The 15,363-nt window shown below is 37.0% G+C and carries 16 protein-coding genes; 9 read left to right on the top strand and 7 right to left on the bottom strand.

Annotation, left to right across the window (positions count from 1 at the left end):
* Window positions 1-21: 21 nt before the first annotated feature.
* From AACP56_RS13490 to AACP56_RS13455, 8 genes are all read left to right on the top strand, one after another.
* Complete coding sequence (locus AACP56_RS13490; RefSeq protein ID WP_339335033.1) at window positions 22-471, top strand: SRPBCC family protein; 450 nt, start codon at window positions 22-24, stop codon at window positions 469-471.
* Window positions 472-542: 71 nt separating this feature from the next.
* Entirely contained in the window at window positions 543-1,949 is a 1,407-nt protein-coding gene (locus AACP56_RS13485; RefSeq protein ID WP_339335035.1) for a pyridoxal phosphate-dependent decarboxylase family protein, read from the top strand.
* Between the two features lie 16 nt (window positions 1,950-1,965).
* Complete coding sequence (locus AACP56_RS13480; protein WP_339335037.1) at window positions 1,966-2,982, top strand: OmpA family protein; 1,017 nt, start codon at window positions 1,966-1,968, stop codon at window positions 2,980-2,982.
* A 38-nt stretch (window positions 2,983-3,020) separates the two neighbouring features.
* The gene (locus AACP56_RS13475; RefSeq protein WP_339335039.1) at window positions 3,021-3,398 is read left to right on the top strand and encodes a hypothetical protein; all 378 of its coding nucleotides are present in this window, start codon (window positions 3,021-3,023) and stop codon (window positions 3,396-3,398) included.
* Window positions 3,399-3,424: 26 nt separating this feature from the next.
* A complete protein-coding gene (locus tag AACP56_RS13470) occupies window positions 3,425-4,315 on the top strand; it encodes an alpha/beta hydrolase (RefSeq protein WP_339335041.1) in 891 nt (296 codons plus the stop codon).
* A gap of 325 nt (window positions 4,316-4,640) precedes the next feature.
* A complete protein-coding gene (locus AACP56_RS13465; RefSeq protein ID WP_339335043.1) occupies window positions 4,641-5,204 on the top strand; it encodes a Crp/Fnr family transcriptional regulator in 564 nt (187 codons plus the stop codon).
* Between the two features lie 73 nt (window positions 5,205-5,277).
* A complete protein-coding gene (locus AACP56_RS13460) occupies window positions 5,278-5,916 on the top strand; it encodes a hypothetical protein (protein ID WP_339335045.1) in 639 nt (212 codons plus the stop codon).
* Between the two features lie 2 nt (window positions 5,917-5,918).
* A complete protein-coding gene (locus AACP56_RS13455; RefSeq protein WP_339335047.1) occupies window positions 5,919-6,479 on the top strand; it encodes a shikimate kinase in 561 nt (186 codons plus the stop codon).
* 188 nt (window positions 6,480-6,667) lie between these two features.
* Here AACP56_RS13455 and AACP56_RS13450 read toward each other — a convergent pair whose 3' ends face one another.
* Window positions 6,668-7,228 (bottom strand): BfmA/BtgA family mobilization protein, encoded by a 561-nt coding sequence (locus AACP56_RS13450; RefSeq protein WP_339335049.1) that lies wholly within the window; start codon window positions 7,226-7,228, stop codon window positions 6,668-6,670.
* Window positions 7,229-7,803: 575 nt separating this feature from the next.
* On the opposite strand from AACP56_RS13450, the gene AACP56_RS13445 reads away from it, so the two are divergent.
* Window positions 7,804-9,060, top strand: a complete 1,257-nt coding sequence (locus AACP56_RS13445; RefSeq protein WP_339335051.1) for a tyrosine-type recombinase/integrase — start codon at window positions 7,804-7,806, stop codon at window positions 9,058-9,060.
* A 28-nt stretch (window positions 9,061-9,088) separates the two neighbouring features.
* On the opposite strand, the gene AACP56_RS13440 is transcribed toward AACP56_RS13445, so the two are convergent.
* From AACP56_RS13440 to AACP56_RS13415, 6 genes are all read right to left on the bottom strand, one after another.
* Window positions 9,089-9,556 carry a Mov34/MPN/PAD-1 family protein gene (locus tag AACP56_RS13440; protein WP_339335053.1) on the bottom strand — a complete coding sequence of 156 codons (468 nt, stop codon included), beginning with the start codon at window positions 9,554-9,556 and terminating at the stop codon, window positions 9,089-9,091.
* Window positions 9,553-11,301: an E2/UBC family protein gene (locus tag AACP56_RS13435; RefSeq protein WP_339335055.1), complete on the bottom strand. Its 1,749-nt coding sequence runs from the start codon at window positions 11,299-11,301 to the stop codon at window positions 9,553-9,555. The genes AACP56_RS13440 and AACP56_RS13435 overlap by 4 nt, the downstream gene beginning before the upstream one ends.
* The gene (locus AACP56_RS13430) at window positions 11,298-12,383 is read right to left on the bottom strand and encodes a cyclic GMP-AMP synthase DncV-like nucleotidyltransferase (RefSeq protein ID WP_339335057.1); all 1,086 of its coding nucleotides are present in this window, start codon (window positions 12,381-12,383) and stop codon (window positions 11,298-11,300) included. The genes AACP56_RS13435 and AACP56_RS13430 overlap by 4 nt, the downstream gene beginning before the upstream one ends.
* A gap of 10 nt (window positions 12,384-12,393) precedes the next feature.
* On the bottom strand, window positions 12,394-13,023 hold the full coding sequence (locus AACP56_RS13425; protein ID WP_339335059.1) for a Cap15 family cyclic dinucleotide receptor domain-containing protein: 630 nt from the start codon (window positions 13,021-13,023) through the stop codon (window positions 12,394-12,396).
* A 10-nt stretch (window positions 13,024-13,033) separates the two neighbouring features.
* Window positions 13,034-13,660 (bottom strand): transcriptional repressor LexA, encoded by a 627-nt coding sequence (gene lexA, locus AACP56_RS13420; RefSeq protein WP_339335061.1) that lies wholly within the window; start codon window positions 13,658-13,660, stop codon window positions 13,034-13,036.
* Window positions 13,661-14,201: 541 nt separating this feature from the next.
* The gene (locus AACP56_RS13415) at window positions 14,202-15,191 is read right to left on the bottom strand and encodes a DUF2971 domain-containing protein (RefSeq protein ID WP_339335063.1); all 990 of its coding nucleotides are present in this window, start codon (window positions 15,189-15,191) and stop codon (window positions 14,202-14,204) included.
* Window positions 15,192-15,363 lie beyond the last annotated feature (172 nt).

Below are 15,363 nucleotides of genomic sequence, written 5' to 3'. Positions count from 1 at the left end.
ATCCTAATACTTTAAATAGTCATGAATACATCAATAAACACCTTAAGTTTTAAAAGAACCTTCCATGCCTCAATAGACTTAGTATGGAAAGCGTACACAGAGCCAGAGTATATTTCAAAGTGGTGGAGTCCTCAAGGCATGGAGACCGCTATTGTTCATTACAATTTTAAAGCTGGAGGAGCGTGGCAATATATTATGAAAATGCCAAACGACATGGAGTTTATAGCAGAAGGAAAGTTCAAAGAAATTATTCCCATGAAAAAGATACTTACTGAAGCCAATTTCAAACCAAAAACTGAAGGCGTTGGATTAGAAATCTTGTTTGAACCTGAGAGTAATACCACTCAATTTACACTTAACGTTATTCATCCTACAGAAGCGTATAAAATCCAACAAGAAAAGATGGGTGTTGCCAATGGGTGGGAAGCAGCGCTTGCTAGGTTTGCTGAATTAATATGGAATATCACCTAATAAAAAATAATTTAGGTTGTAGCAATCATCACTGAATGCTATAACCATCATAATAATGTTAATTGAAAATCATGACTGATTTACAGCGTCAGCTATTTTTGCAATTAGAGGATAGAAGTCTCTTCAATCAAGCACATGGGGATGCCTTAACATATTTGGATACCATTTTAGATAGAAATGTATACCCCTCAGAGAAAGCCCTAAAAAATCTATCTGTTTTTGAGGAGGAACTTCCCAACGAAACTTGTAATGGCATGCAAGTTCTTGAGCAACTTCATAGGTTTGGAGGTCCTGCAACTACCGCAACTTTAGGTGGACGCTATTTCGGTTTTGTCTGTGGGAGTGCCCTGCCTATAGGTTTAGCAGCAAAAAATTTAGCCACCTATTGGGATCAGGCACCTGCAATGCATGTACTTTCCCCAATCGCCAGTAAATTAGAAAGCGTTGTCGAAAAATGGTTAATTGATTTATTTAATTTACCTGACAATACCTCTGCTGGATTTGTAAGCGGTACTTCTACGGCAAATTTATGTGCGTTAGCTGCCGCACGATACAGAATTCTCCAAAAAAATAACTGGGATGTAAATGAAAAAGGGCTTACAAATGCACCCACCATTAGAATAGTGACTGGCAGACATACGCACTCAACGGTTTTAAAAGCTGTTGCAATATTAGGCCTGGGAAAACAAAATATTGAATGGGTAGAGGTGGATAACCAAGGTCGTATTATACTTGATACACTTCCAAAACTAGATAAAAACACCATTCTGGTTCTACAAGCAGGTAATGTTAATAGTGGGGCATTTGACAATTTTGAAAGTCTTTGCGAAATGGCTAATAACGCAAATACATGGGTTCACATTGATGGGGCATTTGGCTTATGGGCTAACGCTGTAACTGAATTGAAATATTTAACTCAGGGTTTACATAAAGCATCTTCTTGGGCAGTGGATGGTCATAAAACACTCAATACACCTTACGACTGCGGCATTGTTTTATGCAGGGACCAAGAAGCTATAACATCATCATTGCACATGTCTGGTAGTTACTTAATTGAAAGTCAGGAACGGGATGGTATGTTTTATACACCTGAAATGTCTAGAAGGGCAAGAATTATTGAGCTCTGGGCCATATTAAAGAACTTAGGCAAAAGTGGAATAGATGAAATGATTTTGACAATGCATCACAGAGCCAAGCAATTTGCTCAAGAGATTGGTGAAGTTAAAGGCTATTTTATTGAAAATGAAGTGGTATTCAATCAAGTCATTGTTAGATGTGAAACTGATGAAATGACCGATACAGTGCTACATGAGATACAACAATTAAGAGAATGTTGGTTAGGAGGTTCAGTATGGTTTAGTAAAAAGGTGATGAGGATAAGTATTTGTTCTTGGGCAACAACAAGTAAAGATATAACCAGATCTGTAGCATCATTTAAAAAAGCACTGCGCAAGACCATGAAAAAGACTGTAAACTGAAAAAATTGAATTTAAGATGAAAAAAATAAGCTTTATACATCTAATTATACTTTTTACTATAACAGGATGTAAAGAAAAACCCAAAGAGCAATCTATCCCTGAAGTAGGAACAAAAACTATAGACTTGGTTGAAGTGGATCAAGAACCTTCCAATCAGAAAAGGTCTCAACCTTTTAATTGGAATGATATTCAAGAGTCTACAGTTGACATAGGCGCTTATCCTTATATCTCTTCTCCAAAGGGAATGGTTATCGACAAAGAATATTCAACGTCTTATGAGTTTGATAAGCTGGAGTTTTTCAATGGTTATTCGTTTTTTCTGTTGGATGGTAAGGTAGAACGACTAAAAATGAAAATGACGGATGATAAAGCATGGCAAGAATATTATTTTCAAAAAAGTGTTTCAGATTATTTGAAATCTATAGGTGCACAATTACTATTTGATGGTCAAATACCAACTGAATTTACACAAAATTGGGGAGCAGACCCTAATAGCATCTATGAACACATGCACGAATTTTATGCGACAGATGTGGTGAATCAACCCGTTAGTTTCTATGTGCTCAAGACACCTAGCCAAAAAATAGGCTTTCAAATTGGTGCTAACTCCCAAAGTATAGGAGTTGTAGAATATGAAAATCTTGTTCAAACCATAGAAAAATTAACAGCTGATGAGATACTTAATGCTATTGAAAAAGAGGGAGTAGCTACGTTATATATCAATTTTGATACGGGAAAATCAAGAATTAAAGCCACATCTTATGAGGTTATTGCAGAAGTTGTCAAAATGATGAAAAATAATCCTAATCTTAATATAAGTATCGAAGGTCATACCGATGCTACAGGAGATACCGCGGCGAACTTAAAGCTATCTAAAAACAGGGCCCAATCGGTACTTTTAGCATTAACTGATGAAGATGTAGATATATCGCGGTTACAAAGCAAAGGCTTTGGACAAACAAAACCAATTGGTGCCAACAATACTGAAGAAGGAAAAGCGAAGAATCGGCGTGTGGAATTAAGAAAAATATAAATAAACTGAGTTGCAGAAAATGCTCTAAACTAAAGTTGATGAACAAACTATTGATTTTACCCATTTTTATCCTCACCGTGCTTCAAAAAACAAGTACACAACAAAATGAAACCATTCAATTACTAACTTCTGGTAAGTGGTTCGCTGAATACGTAATTCTTGAAAACCAAAAAATGGAATTCGCCCCAGAACTTCAAGAACGTACTTGGATGCTCCTTAACGCCAATCAAAAGGCCGAATATATGATCAACGGAAAAAAGGCGACAGGCCAATGGGAATATGGCCAAGCAAGTTCCGTTTTAAAAATCATCAAAGGACAAGAAATCCAAGAATACAGACTTATTGAAATAAGCCAAGCAAAAATGGTTCTGGAAGAGTTTGGGGAAGAAGAATCCATAATCGGGTGGAGAAAATGATAATTAAAACATAATAGTAATCTTAAATGAAACAGGGCTTCACATATTACTTGACCCTCTTAGTTATTAAGTTTAAAGGACTTAAAAAGAGTTTTAGTCAAGAACCTATAGATTTCCAAAAAATACGAAAAGAAGATATCTTCCTCCCTAAGGGCATTTTTTTTAAGAAACATATCCAAAGGCAATTTCAAGTTTTGAAGACTTCGATAACTGCAATAGGGAAAGGCAATGGGTCGGACAAGTTAATTATATTTATTCATGGGGGCGCTTTTATTTCAGGACCGGCACAGCATCATTGGGATACAATTAAATCGATAACTAAAAAAACAGAATACACAATTTGGATGTGCAACTATCCAAAGGCACCCGAGCATCAAATCAATGAAATATCAGAAAATATAGACGCTATTTACACTAAGGCAACCGAAAATTTTGAAACCGAAAACATAATCTTATTAGGAGATTCAGTTGGCGGGACATTGATTACGACTTTAGCCCAAAGACTAATACAAGAGGAATGGCCGTTACCAAAAAAGTTAGTATTGATTTCGCCCGTTATGGATTCCTCTTTTAGTAATCCAGACATTGATAAATTAGATTCCATTGATCCCATGCTTTCGAAAAAAGGGTTGTTGAGTGCCAAGAAGATGTGTGCAATGAATAATGACCTCAAAAACCCTATAATCTCCCCACTATATGGCAGTTTTGAAGGGCTTCCAGAAACCGTACTCTATGCTGGAGACAGGGATATTACCTATCCTGACCAAATATTAGTATACAGAAAAGCAAAACAAGCCAATGTAGATATCAAATTGATTGAAGGAAAAAACATGCCCCATATTTGGCCCTTTTTGCCGATAATGAGAGAAGCAAAAGAGGCTTTAGATGGGCTCATTAAAACATTGAATCAATCATAAATCAACCTTTGTTCATCGCGCTAGTCATAAAAGTAAAGTACTGGAAAGTTATTTTCTTAGAGCAAAGTATATCTAATCCCTTGGCCATTATCTCTGCTGTTTTGCATTAAACCCAATAGGTAATCTTTTTGCTAAAACAGTTTTTGAGAAATTCTTTGCAATACTCACTTTTGTTTTCGCTATCTTGAATTTGTTCATTCTCAAGAAAAGTAAAAACGAGCAGGATGTTTTGATTAAAAAAAATACCACAAATATTTAAAGAACCATTCAGCACGAATACAAAGTGTCTACAAAATGATAAATATTGACCTATTAGTATAAAAATATGACGCGAGAATTATTATCTCTTATTCTTGAAAGTTTGGGTAATTTCGATGAAGAGGAACAATCTTTATTACTAAAGGAAATCAAGGAGATTCATCTAGCTAAAGGTGAAATTATATTGAATCCGGGTGAGGTCTGTTCTTTGGCTCATTTTGTTGTCTCTGGTAGTCTTTATCAATATAAACTAAACACAGATTTAGATAAAGAGATTATAGATTTGTACACCAAAAATGATTGGGTGTTGGACCATAAAAGTTTTGTGTCAAGAACAGCTTCGCAACATTTTATTGAAGCTTTTGAAGATAGCTTGATTTTCGAAATTTCGATTCAGTCCATACATAAACTCATTGCCAATTCTCAACGTTTTCTTCGTTTGGGTTCAATCTTGGAAAAGACTAGTTCACGACTTAGTTTTTTTGACAACAATAATTCTGCCGATGAGAAATATCGTTTTATCCTAAACCATCGTCAGGACATACTTCAAAAATTCCCATTGGGTATGATAGCTTCCTATTTAAAAATGAAACCAGAGACCCTTAGCCGGATTCGTAAAAAAGTGACATAGAATTTTTCTTTTTGACTTTTATCAAGTGCTCCCCAATGAAAATCTCTTGATTTTTACCTAAAAAATAAAATCAATGGAAAATCATTTTTACAAAAGCACAGGCTGGTCACTAGCTATAGGTTCAATTCTTGCTATTGTCACAATGCTGCTGCATCCAGCTGGAGGTGAAATCTTAGACATTATTGCAGAAGCTAAACCTATGCAAATCGCACATACAATTGCTATTTGCTGTCTACCGTTTATGTTGTTTGGGTTCTATGGCCTAACTAATCTTCTCTCCGAAAAACGAAAATTAGGAGTTCTAGCATTTACTATAATTGCATTTGGGCTTATTGCAGCTATGCTTGCCGCATTATTGAATGGTCTGGTTTTACCTCAATTTCTTAGTCAAAATAAAACATCTTTAGAAACCAACGAAGCTCTTTTATATCTTATAATGAATTATGGTTTTGCAATAAATAAGGCTCTTGATTACGTGTTTATTGTTGCTTTAGCGGCAGGAATTACGCTGTACTCTATGCTAATGATTACTAAAGCTAGTTTTTTTAAGCTACTTGGATATTTTGGACTAGTACTCTTTTTCCTATCCATAGTGGGATTGGCTTCAAATTTTGCCTTTACCGGCCTCTTAGGTTTTCGAATTTTCGTTTTCAGTATGGCTGGCTGGATATTTTTAGCAGGAATAGGGCTTATTAGCATATCAAGACAATAGTGATGAAAGTGATGGTATTTGGTGGTTCTGGTGTTGGAAAAACCACCTTAGCCTCAGAAGTTGCGGTAAGAGTTGGTTTTAAACACTTAGATTCGGATGATTATTATTGGAAACAAACTCGTCCAACATTTCAAGGTAAAAGATCATTTTTCTCAAGAAATAGGAAGATTAAAGTTGACTTCAAAAAATATGATGATGTGATTATTAGTGGGTGCATGATGACCTGGGGTAAAGAATGGCACTCCGCCTTTGACATGGCAGTATTTATAAGACTTGAAAATGAATTGAGATTGGCCCGTCTAAGAAAACGCGAAATCCAACGTTATGGAAAAGCTTTGAAACATGATAATAAAGTTAAAGAAAACTCCAAACTGTTTCTAGAATGGGCCAAGCTGTATGAGAATCCTAATTACAAAGGCAATACGCTTTTCTCTCATGAAAAATGGATGAAATCCTGTAATAGTGAAGTTTTAAGACTTGATGGCAGGCATAGTCTAAAAAGCAATATTCTTAAAGTTATAAATGAAATTGAAAAACTTAGAGAAACCGTATGTAAAAAGTGAATGTAATTAAATTTTTCGCTATAGACCCAAATCGTAGCATACCTTCTAACATCATTTTTCCTTCAAAACACCCCCACAAAAAGACAGGGTGAGTTGAAGGAAAAATATTATCTTAAAAAAAGTATTGATTTTATTTGGTAAGTCCATGGAATACTTGCCAAATTTCATTCTATTTTATGCGAGGTCAATTATAGGTTTGTATTTAAAGTCATTTTCAAACTCTCTAATTCACCTTCAATAATATCCAGTTTATAATATGGTTTCCCAAAGCTTGGCTTTTCTAGTTTAATCTGGTCTAAAAGTTTTTGAATCTGAGTCCGTTCTTTTCTCCAATTCTCTTTTAGCATACGGTTATCATATTGGGTAATCTTATCCTGTTTTAAAGACTGCTTAAATAGTCTTTTTTCAAACTCCAAACTTTCTTTTCTATCCTTCTCTTCATTCTCAGCATATTCAAATAATTGCTTTAGCTTATCATGAGTCGGTCGTAGTTGTTGCCGCTCGATTCTTCGTAGCAGTTCTTCTATATAATCAAAGCGTTTATTTAGTCGATGCTCAAATCCCATATGATTCATCAAATATTTGTTCTTTGATGAAATCTTAGCTCCTTCAAAAAAATCCATCATTAGTTCTAAGGTAAGTGTATGTGACTTTGATATTTTCTTTGAAAACTCCCGATATCTTCCCGCTACTATACGATTGATACTTATGGCCGAGAAATCACTTTTTTTCTTCTTTTCAGTTTTCATTACAGTATTTTTTTTGAGGTTTGATAGGGCCTAACAGTTCTTTTACTATTTTTTACGCCAAAATTATTTTTAGCTTAATTTCCAATTTATTGAAAATCAATGAATTGTAATACGTAACATCGCGTTAGCGTGTTACCCTCTTGCTTTACAAACCTTATCCGCTTCGCTGCTAAAATTTGTAAACATCAATTGGCCTTTTTGAATTTATTTGAAGATAATGGAACTTTAGTTAAAGATGAAGAATCAATATTTACTGTTAGAAATTGATTCAATAAATGTTAAAATTTGCTAAATTTTGAAGTGTTTGCAAATTGTTTGCAAATAAAAAAGCCTCAGAAGGGTTAAATCCTCTAAGGCTCTACAAATACTAGTGATCGCGATAGGATTCGAACCTATGACCGTCTGCTTAGAAGGCATAAAATATCCATATAATTAGTACTATTCATATTATTTCATCTCTTGAAACCCTTGTTTTTATTAGGGTTAGTGCCATTTATTAGAATTTAACGAAAAAGAAAGGTGTGCGTAAAGTGTGCATTTTTATTTTTCTACATTCACGGTAGATTTTCAATTCAATGGCAAGAGCTAGGCTAATTTTGGACACTAGAACCGAATCCCAAAGTAAAGTTACGGGATTGTTTCCAATTGCTATACGTATTTTCCATAAAAAGCCCCGACTCATTAGACTCTCCCATTACACTTCCATTCAAGGTTGGAACGATAAAGATAAAGTCCTCAGAAAATCGGTAAGGGAAAATGCCCACATTGATTGTGATGCCTTAAACATCGAAATCTATGAAAAATTGGATACTGCAAAAAAAACAATTGCCCAATTGGGGAAAAGTATCAATAACATTCCAGTAGACGTCATAGTAAAGGAGGTCAAGAATAGATGGGAAGCCGAAAATGATTCCGAAATCAAAAGAAAGTACGAGGATTGCATTACACTTGAAGAATTTGGCAAGGTACTAATCAAACGTAAACTGAAAGCAAAAAAACCAAGCACTGCCAAATGGTATCGGGACTCCATTGATGCGTTCAAAGACGTAAACAATGGAAAGGACTTGAAACTTTCTGAGATTACTGTCAAGTTCCTTAAAGATTTTGAAACCGAACATCGTTCCAGAGGAAACACCACGAATACCATTAGTGCCTATATGAGGGGAGCCAGCGCAATCTACAATGGAGCGATTAAGGAGGATGTGTTTGACCCCGATAAAAATACCTTCTCCAGGTACAAAATACCCTCTAGTCGAAGAGTAAAAAAGAAAGCTCTTCCCAAGGAAAGCGTAAATGGACTCAAAGAAGTCCAGTACGACCATGATAGTAGTCTTTGGCATTCAAAGAATTACATGATAGTCATGTTCTTGGCCAGGGGAATGAATTTTATAGATTTGGCCAAACTCAAGGTAAAGGATATTTATTCAGGTTATATTTTCTACGGCCGTAGTAAGACCGATGATTCTCTATCGGTAAAGATTATTCCCGAACTCCAAGAGATATTGGATTACTACTTAAAGGACAAAGGACCCGATGAATTTGTATTTCCAGTTGGAAATGATGGTTCTCCAGAAATGTTCAAGAAGTATCGTTCAGATAGAAGATTGATGAATAAGAATTTAAAGATTATTGCTAAAGATGCAAGGATAGATGGGAAATTGACCACTTACTATCTCAGACATTCTTGGGCCACGATTGCTAAGCATATGGGCATATCCACATCTATGATTAGTGATGCCCTTGGCCATCAAAGTGTATCAACTACAGAGGGATATTTAAAGAGCTTTACGAACGATGCGCTGGATGATGCCAATGAATTGGTCGTGACTTGAAAAAAGGTAGCATTTTAACTTGAAGCTCTTATAAAGTGCACGAAACCATTTTATACCTTAATCCCTTGCGGCTTAAAAGGCCTAAATAAATACCTTTCGTACCTTGAATGACCAATATCAGAAAAGGTTCGTTTAATACATTTTTTGCATACTGGTCCTTAATCATTTTCAAATCTGTACTTGAGGGTGTAGGATACTTTTCCGGGTGTGTGTGCCATTCCCCTAAATAAATTGTCCTTTGGTCACTGTTACTGAATTCATAATCAATAATTATCTGTGATTTTTGTTTATTGCGGTCAAAGGTAGTCCTAGTTGCCTTATCATGTAAGGACGGAACCGTAGCCTTTAGAATATAGATTTCATTTCCTCTTACCTGCCCAAGAAGTATACCCCCTGATTCTTTTTGGTGGAACTTTACCTGCTTGTGTTTGGCAAGTAATCCTAGAACATCCTCAGAAATTAAGATTTGGTACTTTCCCAATTTATGGCTCTTCATAATTCAAAGCTTAAAACCTCCCCAAAATTACAGTCTTCCCCCGTTGCGGATATTTCAATATCCAATTCTTCAGCCATGGTTTTATCACCAACCCAGGTGAAACTCCGGGATTGAGCTGGGAGACCGTTCATGATTTCTGAAATCTTAAAAAACATAGCTCCCAAGAACAACTGAATGCTGTTGCCGCCATATGGTGTAAAATCGGATTGGCAACCTGCCTCTTTTTCAGAAAGTATAGGGTTGCCCTGAAAATCCGCATCAATCATGTTAAACTTGAACAGTCCATTATCATCAAAATAGGAATCATAGTTTGGGCACTTGGGAGGAACATAGAGACAGTGGCCGCCCAGCAGATATGGTTCGACCCAAAGGAAGAATATCGGGACCTTAATCGCCCCTTCCTTTAATTTTTTTGCAATCCAAGTTTCAATATTTGCTTCCCCTATGGCCACAAATAAAATATCCGAATCATTGATGTAATCGGGCTCCTTTTCCAGAACCGTATGTATTGATACTTCTTTCGTTGTGACCTTTTGGATTGGGTTAAGGTTGAGCAGGTGATCTTGAATAGCTTTTGTCTTGTACCATTTTAAATAATTCAGTCCCAAAAGATGTCTGCCCAGGTTCTCGACCTTCAGTTTATCGCTATCTACGAACCTAAACTCCAATTCAGGCCCATAATTCAAAAAGTGCACCAAGTTTGACCCTATACTCCCTAAACCTGCAAGACAATATATCCCCGGTTTTGGGGAATTTTGAAAACCTTCACTACGCTTGGTCAGTCTGGCCGGAGAGTATTTTTCAGGATTGATCCTTGTTACCAGATCCTCCCCGTGAAATGTTTTCATAACCTGGATATTGGATAGACTGCCTGGCCTGAAACCATTTCTAGTCACTTTGACCGGTTTATGGAACCACCCAAAATACTTCACTTCGCCACCGAGTTTTTTTTGAAACAAAATCAATTTGGGAAACACCTTGGAATTGATGAACCTCCGATAATCTATATTGTTCTCAATTTGCCGATTGTGCAACAGGTCAAAAGCTTTTCTATTGGTTATGGAAAATGGTGGTTCTAGAATGCCTATCTCACCAGCAAAAAGTGCATCTACCTCGTTATAGCGGATTTTCTTCTTGTCCAGAAAGGTTATGAACCTTTTCCCAATGTCCTCTTCCGTATGAATAATGTGGTGAATCTTGTTGTACGGTTTGTCAAGTGTGATCAGTTTTACATTCTTGTTTATTGGTTTTTCAATTACCAAAAGGGCCGAATCCAGCACCACATCCTTTTCCGAATATTCCCCATTCCAGTAGGCGACAAACTCCTCCAGGAATTCTTCCCTGTTATTATCCCCTTTTATACCCGCTTCAATGATATGCTTGGACCGTCTAATGACCTCCTCCACTACCTTATCGGGGTTTGCCGGATCCGGCTGAATTTTGTTGCCAAAGGTGCACACTAACCTATCGGCCTGTACATGGGGAATGTGTTTGTACCTTTCATAATCTTCTTTGGCCAAAAGCACAATTGGAAAGCTTAGGGGAAAATCAGGAGTAAAAATTATATGTAAACGTATCGTATCAATGCCTGATGATTTGTTGGTTATTTCGGTGGTAACCTCCCAAACATCTATTTTTTCAGTTAACCCAACACATCTTTTTTCGGCTTGATCCAGAACCCGTACCTCCTCGATTTTTCCGAGCCAATCCAAGGCTTTTTTCAGGGCGTGCTGGAATTCAGTCATGCACTTCTCGAATTATCACTTTTAATATAAGCGGGTGCCACATAGGTCTTTGCGCCTTCGATTTCATCCTTTGCCATAAAGCATGGAAACCTGTCCCCAAGATGCTTTTGCCATTTTTTACAGGCATCCTTTTGATTCGGGTTTTCCAAGGCTTGTTCCCCGCTGCTTATGAAAGCGTCCAAACGATCCCTAAAATAATCGATTCTTGACTGCGGATAATCTGCAAACAAATCTTCGCCCACGGGTATCGTAGGCCTCGGGCACGTGAATTGATTGTTCCGTAGCCATTGCCTGATATTTTTCAAGGTTTCCAATAAGCTGATGTCGTCCCTTTCATTGGCTACATAATTGGAGTCTGATCCCGCTAAAATGGTCATGACAACCCCAGGGGGCATCTCACCTTTTAAATGGTCTCCCCAAGCCTTTAAATACCTGACTATCCTTCGCAGTTGATGGTCCTTTTTTCTACGATCGTCCAACCATCTTTGGTATTCCTGCTCATAGCGGCTCCGTTCCACCAAGTACTTAGCCTCAAAGCCAGAATCGATAATCCTTTCGAACCACAGAATGAAATCTACGGGGTTGCTAAGTAGCCATGATTTCTTTTTGTGGGCCAAATCTGGATGGTACATGTCAGTGGCATAATATATCGGAAGGTCCACATGATAATTGAAATCGTTCTTTTTGCCCCTGTACCGTACCCTGACACAGGTATCCTTCTCCTTAATTTCCTCGATTTCGTTCTGGCCTATTCCGGATTTTATCGAGGCTATAATAAAGTCATGGTAGTTTTTGGTTTCCCCTCGGTGCTCCCTGGACCTTTGACCAAAAAAATATACACCATCATCAATATCATATTCATCCTCCGGATTGGCTGGATTGATAATGGTATCCATAACATAGGATCCTTGACTTTGGAACTCCAACTCCTCATTTACGGTATGTAGTTTTCGGACTTCGCCAAAACCACCTTTTATTCTCTTTCTGAGGTTGTCCCGTTTTTCCCTGAGATTTATCCTTCTATCATCGTCCAAGCGTATCGACTTATTGAACGAAAGAAATAGCGTATTGCAATTGGCCATAACTCTTGTTTTAAAATGTTCCTTTTAATTTGTTTGTCTCATACTCTGCCTCAATGGCACCACGGGTCTGCACTGTCCTATTCGTGAAATAGTATCCTTTCAATTTTGCCTTGCCCCCTATTTCAGCTGGTAAGTACTTGAAAACATTTGCTCCTTCGTGATCATCAAGGGTCGCGTTAATTTTATGCCCTCCATTGGTGTAGAAAAAATAAATCCAATAGAATGTATCTTCCCCCAATCTAATGTCTTCCACTAGAGAATAGGAATCTGTGGATTCCTCATTATCATCATTGAAATAACCGTTGATCTTAATTTTGGAGGCGGTTTGCTTAATCTCTATGAAACAGGGCTTCTTTTCCTTTTTCTTATCCCATTCATACTTTACACAACCCTTATATCTGCCGGACATATTGGGCACATTCACAAGAAAGTTGAGCCCTTTGAACCTCCATAAGTACTTGTCGTAAACCTTAAGAAAACCCGTAATAAGTGCCACATTGGTGGGTGCCCTAAGAAAATCCATATCTCTTTCCTTTAACACGGGTATCAGCCATTCGACAATAGCAAAATCAAGCCCTGCGGCAAGTATCAATATTACCGGAATCAGCCATGAGGTCTTATAATATTTAAAGCTCAGCATATAACTTAAACTACTCTAATGCGATTACACTTTCAACCACTCCCTGAATGCGAAATTCCTCCGACATGATAATGGGTTGATGGTCTCTATTTGATGATTGGGGCAACAACAGGATGTGGTTACCGTTGTGCCTGTATTTTTTTATGGTGGCATGGTCATCGATCAGGGCCAGCACCAAGTCATCGTTTTCTGCATGTTGCTGCTGTCGAATCAATACAAGATTCCCATCATTAATCCCTGCTAAATCCATAGAATCTCCTTCTGCTTTTAACAGAAAATATTTGTGACCCGTCTTGACCAACTTTGTAGAAACTGAAACTTCAGCTTCGATATTCTCTTCGGCAAAAATTGGAGATCCACAGGCAACACTACCCAATAAGGGAATTTTGACCGTGTACCTCGGTAGTTCCATTTCGGACGGCACTTGATATTCTTTTAGTATATAACGACCATTTCCCTTTTTTTCCAGAATGCCCTTATCTTCCAAAGCCCGCATCAATAAGGCTGCGGACCGTGGAGATTTATAGTCCAGTTCCTTCATGACCTGACGAACACTCGGTACCAAGCCATTATAATTGACATGCTTTCTGATAATGCCCAAAACCTTAACTTCCTTTGTTCCCAATCGTTTTTGCATACATAAATATACAGTTTGTATACCTCACCTTTGACCTTACTAAAAGCATACTTATCAAACTTTATTAACACCATGTCCCTATCGCCTGCCTGTAACCCTCCTATCACGGATTTGGGATGTTCGCATTTGTCCTCTATGATTGTGGGTGTTAGCTCTCAAGTTTTTTTCTTTAATCTTAAATTGGAAGGTAATTAGATCCTTAAAGAGAAAATGGATGGCAGAATGAAAGAAAGTACTTCCTTTCTAAAACAAATTACAAAGTAAAAACCTCAGTACGAAATTTCATTTTACAAGCATTTACTTCATGCAGACAACAAGTTCTAATCTAAAGGAACTTGTCCCTTAAAATATCAATTATTGAAACTACCAAATTGACCGAGAATGAGACTTTTTGGCTATTTGACAATTTGTTCAATATTTTGATTCCAAAAATGACGGATTGTTGGTACCGTTTAGGAAGCAAGACGAGATTCCCAAAAAAAATTTCCTTTTTAAGGAACTGGACTAAGGGTTTTCATTGAATTGGTTGTTGTCCCTAGTTTTATCCATATAGATTGAGCGCTAAATCCTCAATTTCGTATCCTAATTTCATAGGAGTTATACGTTTCAATTTAGTCCAAAACGGAACGAATTCTTGAATTGAAATTCCGCAATTCTTACCAAAATAAATGTTGGTCAGCCTAATTTGTGGTTTTTCAACAAAATATGATTGGTCAACTACCAATCGCCTATCAAATTCTGGTTTGTCACTTTTAACAAATGGTGATTCATTGTTTACCCAGAGTTTAAGTCCAAAATAGTCCGTTTCCCTTGGTCTACCTTTTTCAAATCGGAATTCTGTGTTACAGAATTTTTCATAGGCCTCCGTATTGTTGAAAGGGAAGTAGGTTGATAACCTAACCTCTAACTCTTTTGAAAAATCGGGTCTTTTATGGAATGCGATTAGTTTTCCCAAGTCTATAAAGGTTCTGGCATCCGGGTATTTTTTATGGAAATCATTTAATTCCTTTTCCAATTCCAAAAAGTCCTTAGGCACTTCATAATAAACCTCTGAAAGCATGAAATTATTCCATTCGTTGGGATTGTTCACAATTTCAAATTCAAGTGCAACACCTTCGTAATTTTTTCCATAATCCTTCCATAGGTCAGGATTACCCAATTCGGATGCCTTGCAAAATGAAAGTGTATATAAATACTTTTTGGAATAATCGATTTGGTTATCCGCTAGGTTCAGTTTTTCTGCAGCATAAGCAAATTCATCTGCATCCGATGAATTGTGAAGATTATAAAGCCTCATTTCCCGATAATTTATAATCGACATCAAATTCTGAACTGAAGTCCAATGGACAAATTTGTTATCAGCCTTATAATAGTATTGACTCTTGGAAAAAGCGTTGTTTTTGTTTGATAATCTTGCTTGAAAAGACATTTCGCTATATCCATTGCCCTCAATCATTCTGTTTGGGATGTACTTGTGAAGAATGGACATAAATTCATCACTTACTTTGTCTAAATATTCCTCTCTGTTCATTTGTGGCTGGATTTTCTCGCATTATGCACAGTGCATATATCTAACCGCTGATTACACGACTGTAACAACAATATAAATTTAATGCTTTTTCAAGTAGAGCTTAAAGCTAAATAAAAGGGGCTGTTTTGAAGCTTTTACAAACTATGCCCCTGCTTAATCCAATCTATTAGCG

It is taken from the genome of Croceitalea sp. MTPC6 (genome assembly GCF_036985525.1).
In the GTDB taxonomy this organism is placed as follows: domain Bacteria; phylum Bacteroidota; class Bacteroidia; order Flavobacteriales; family Flavobacteriaceae; genus Croceitalea.
This window is presented reverse-complemented; position numbering and strand designations above follow the sequence as displayed.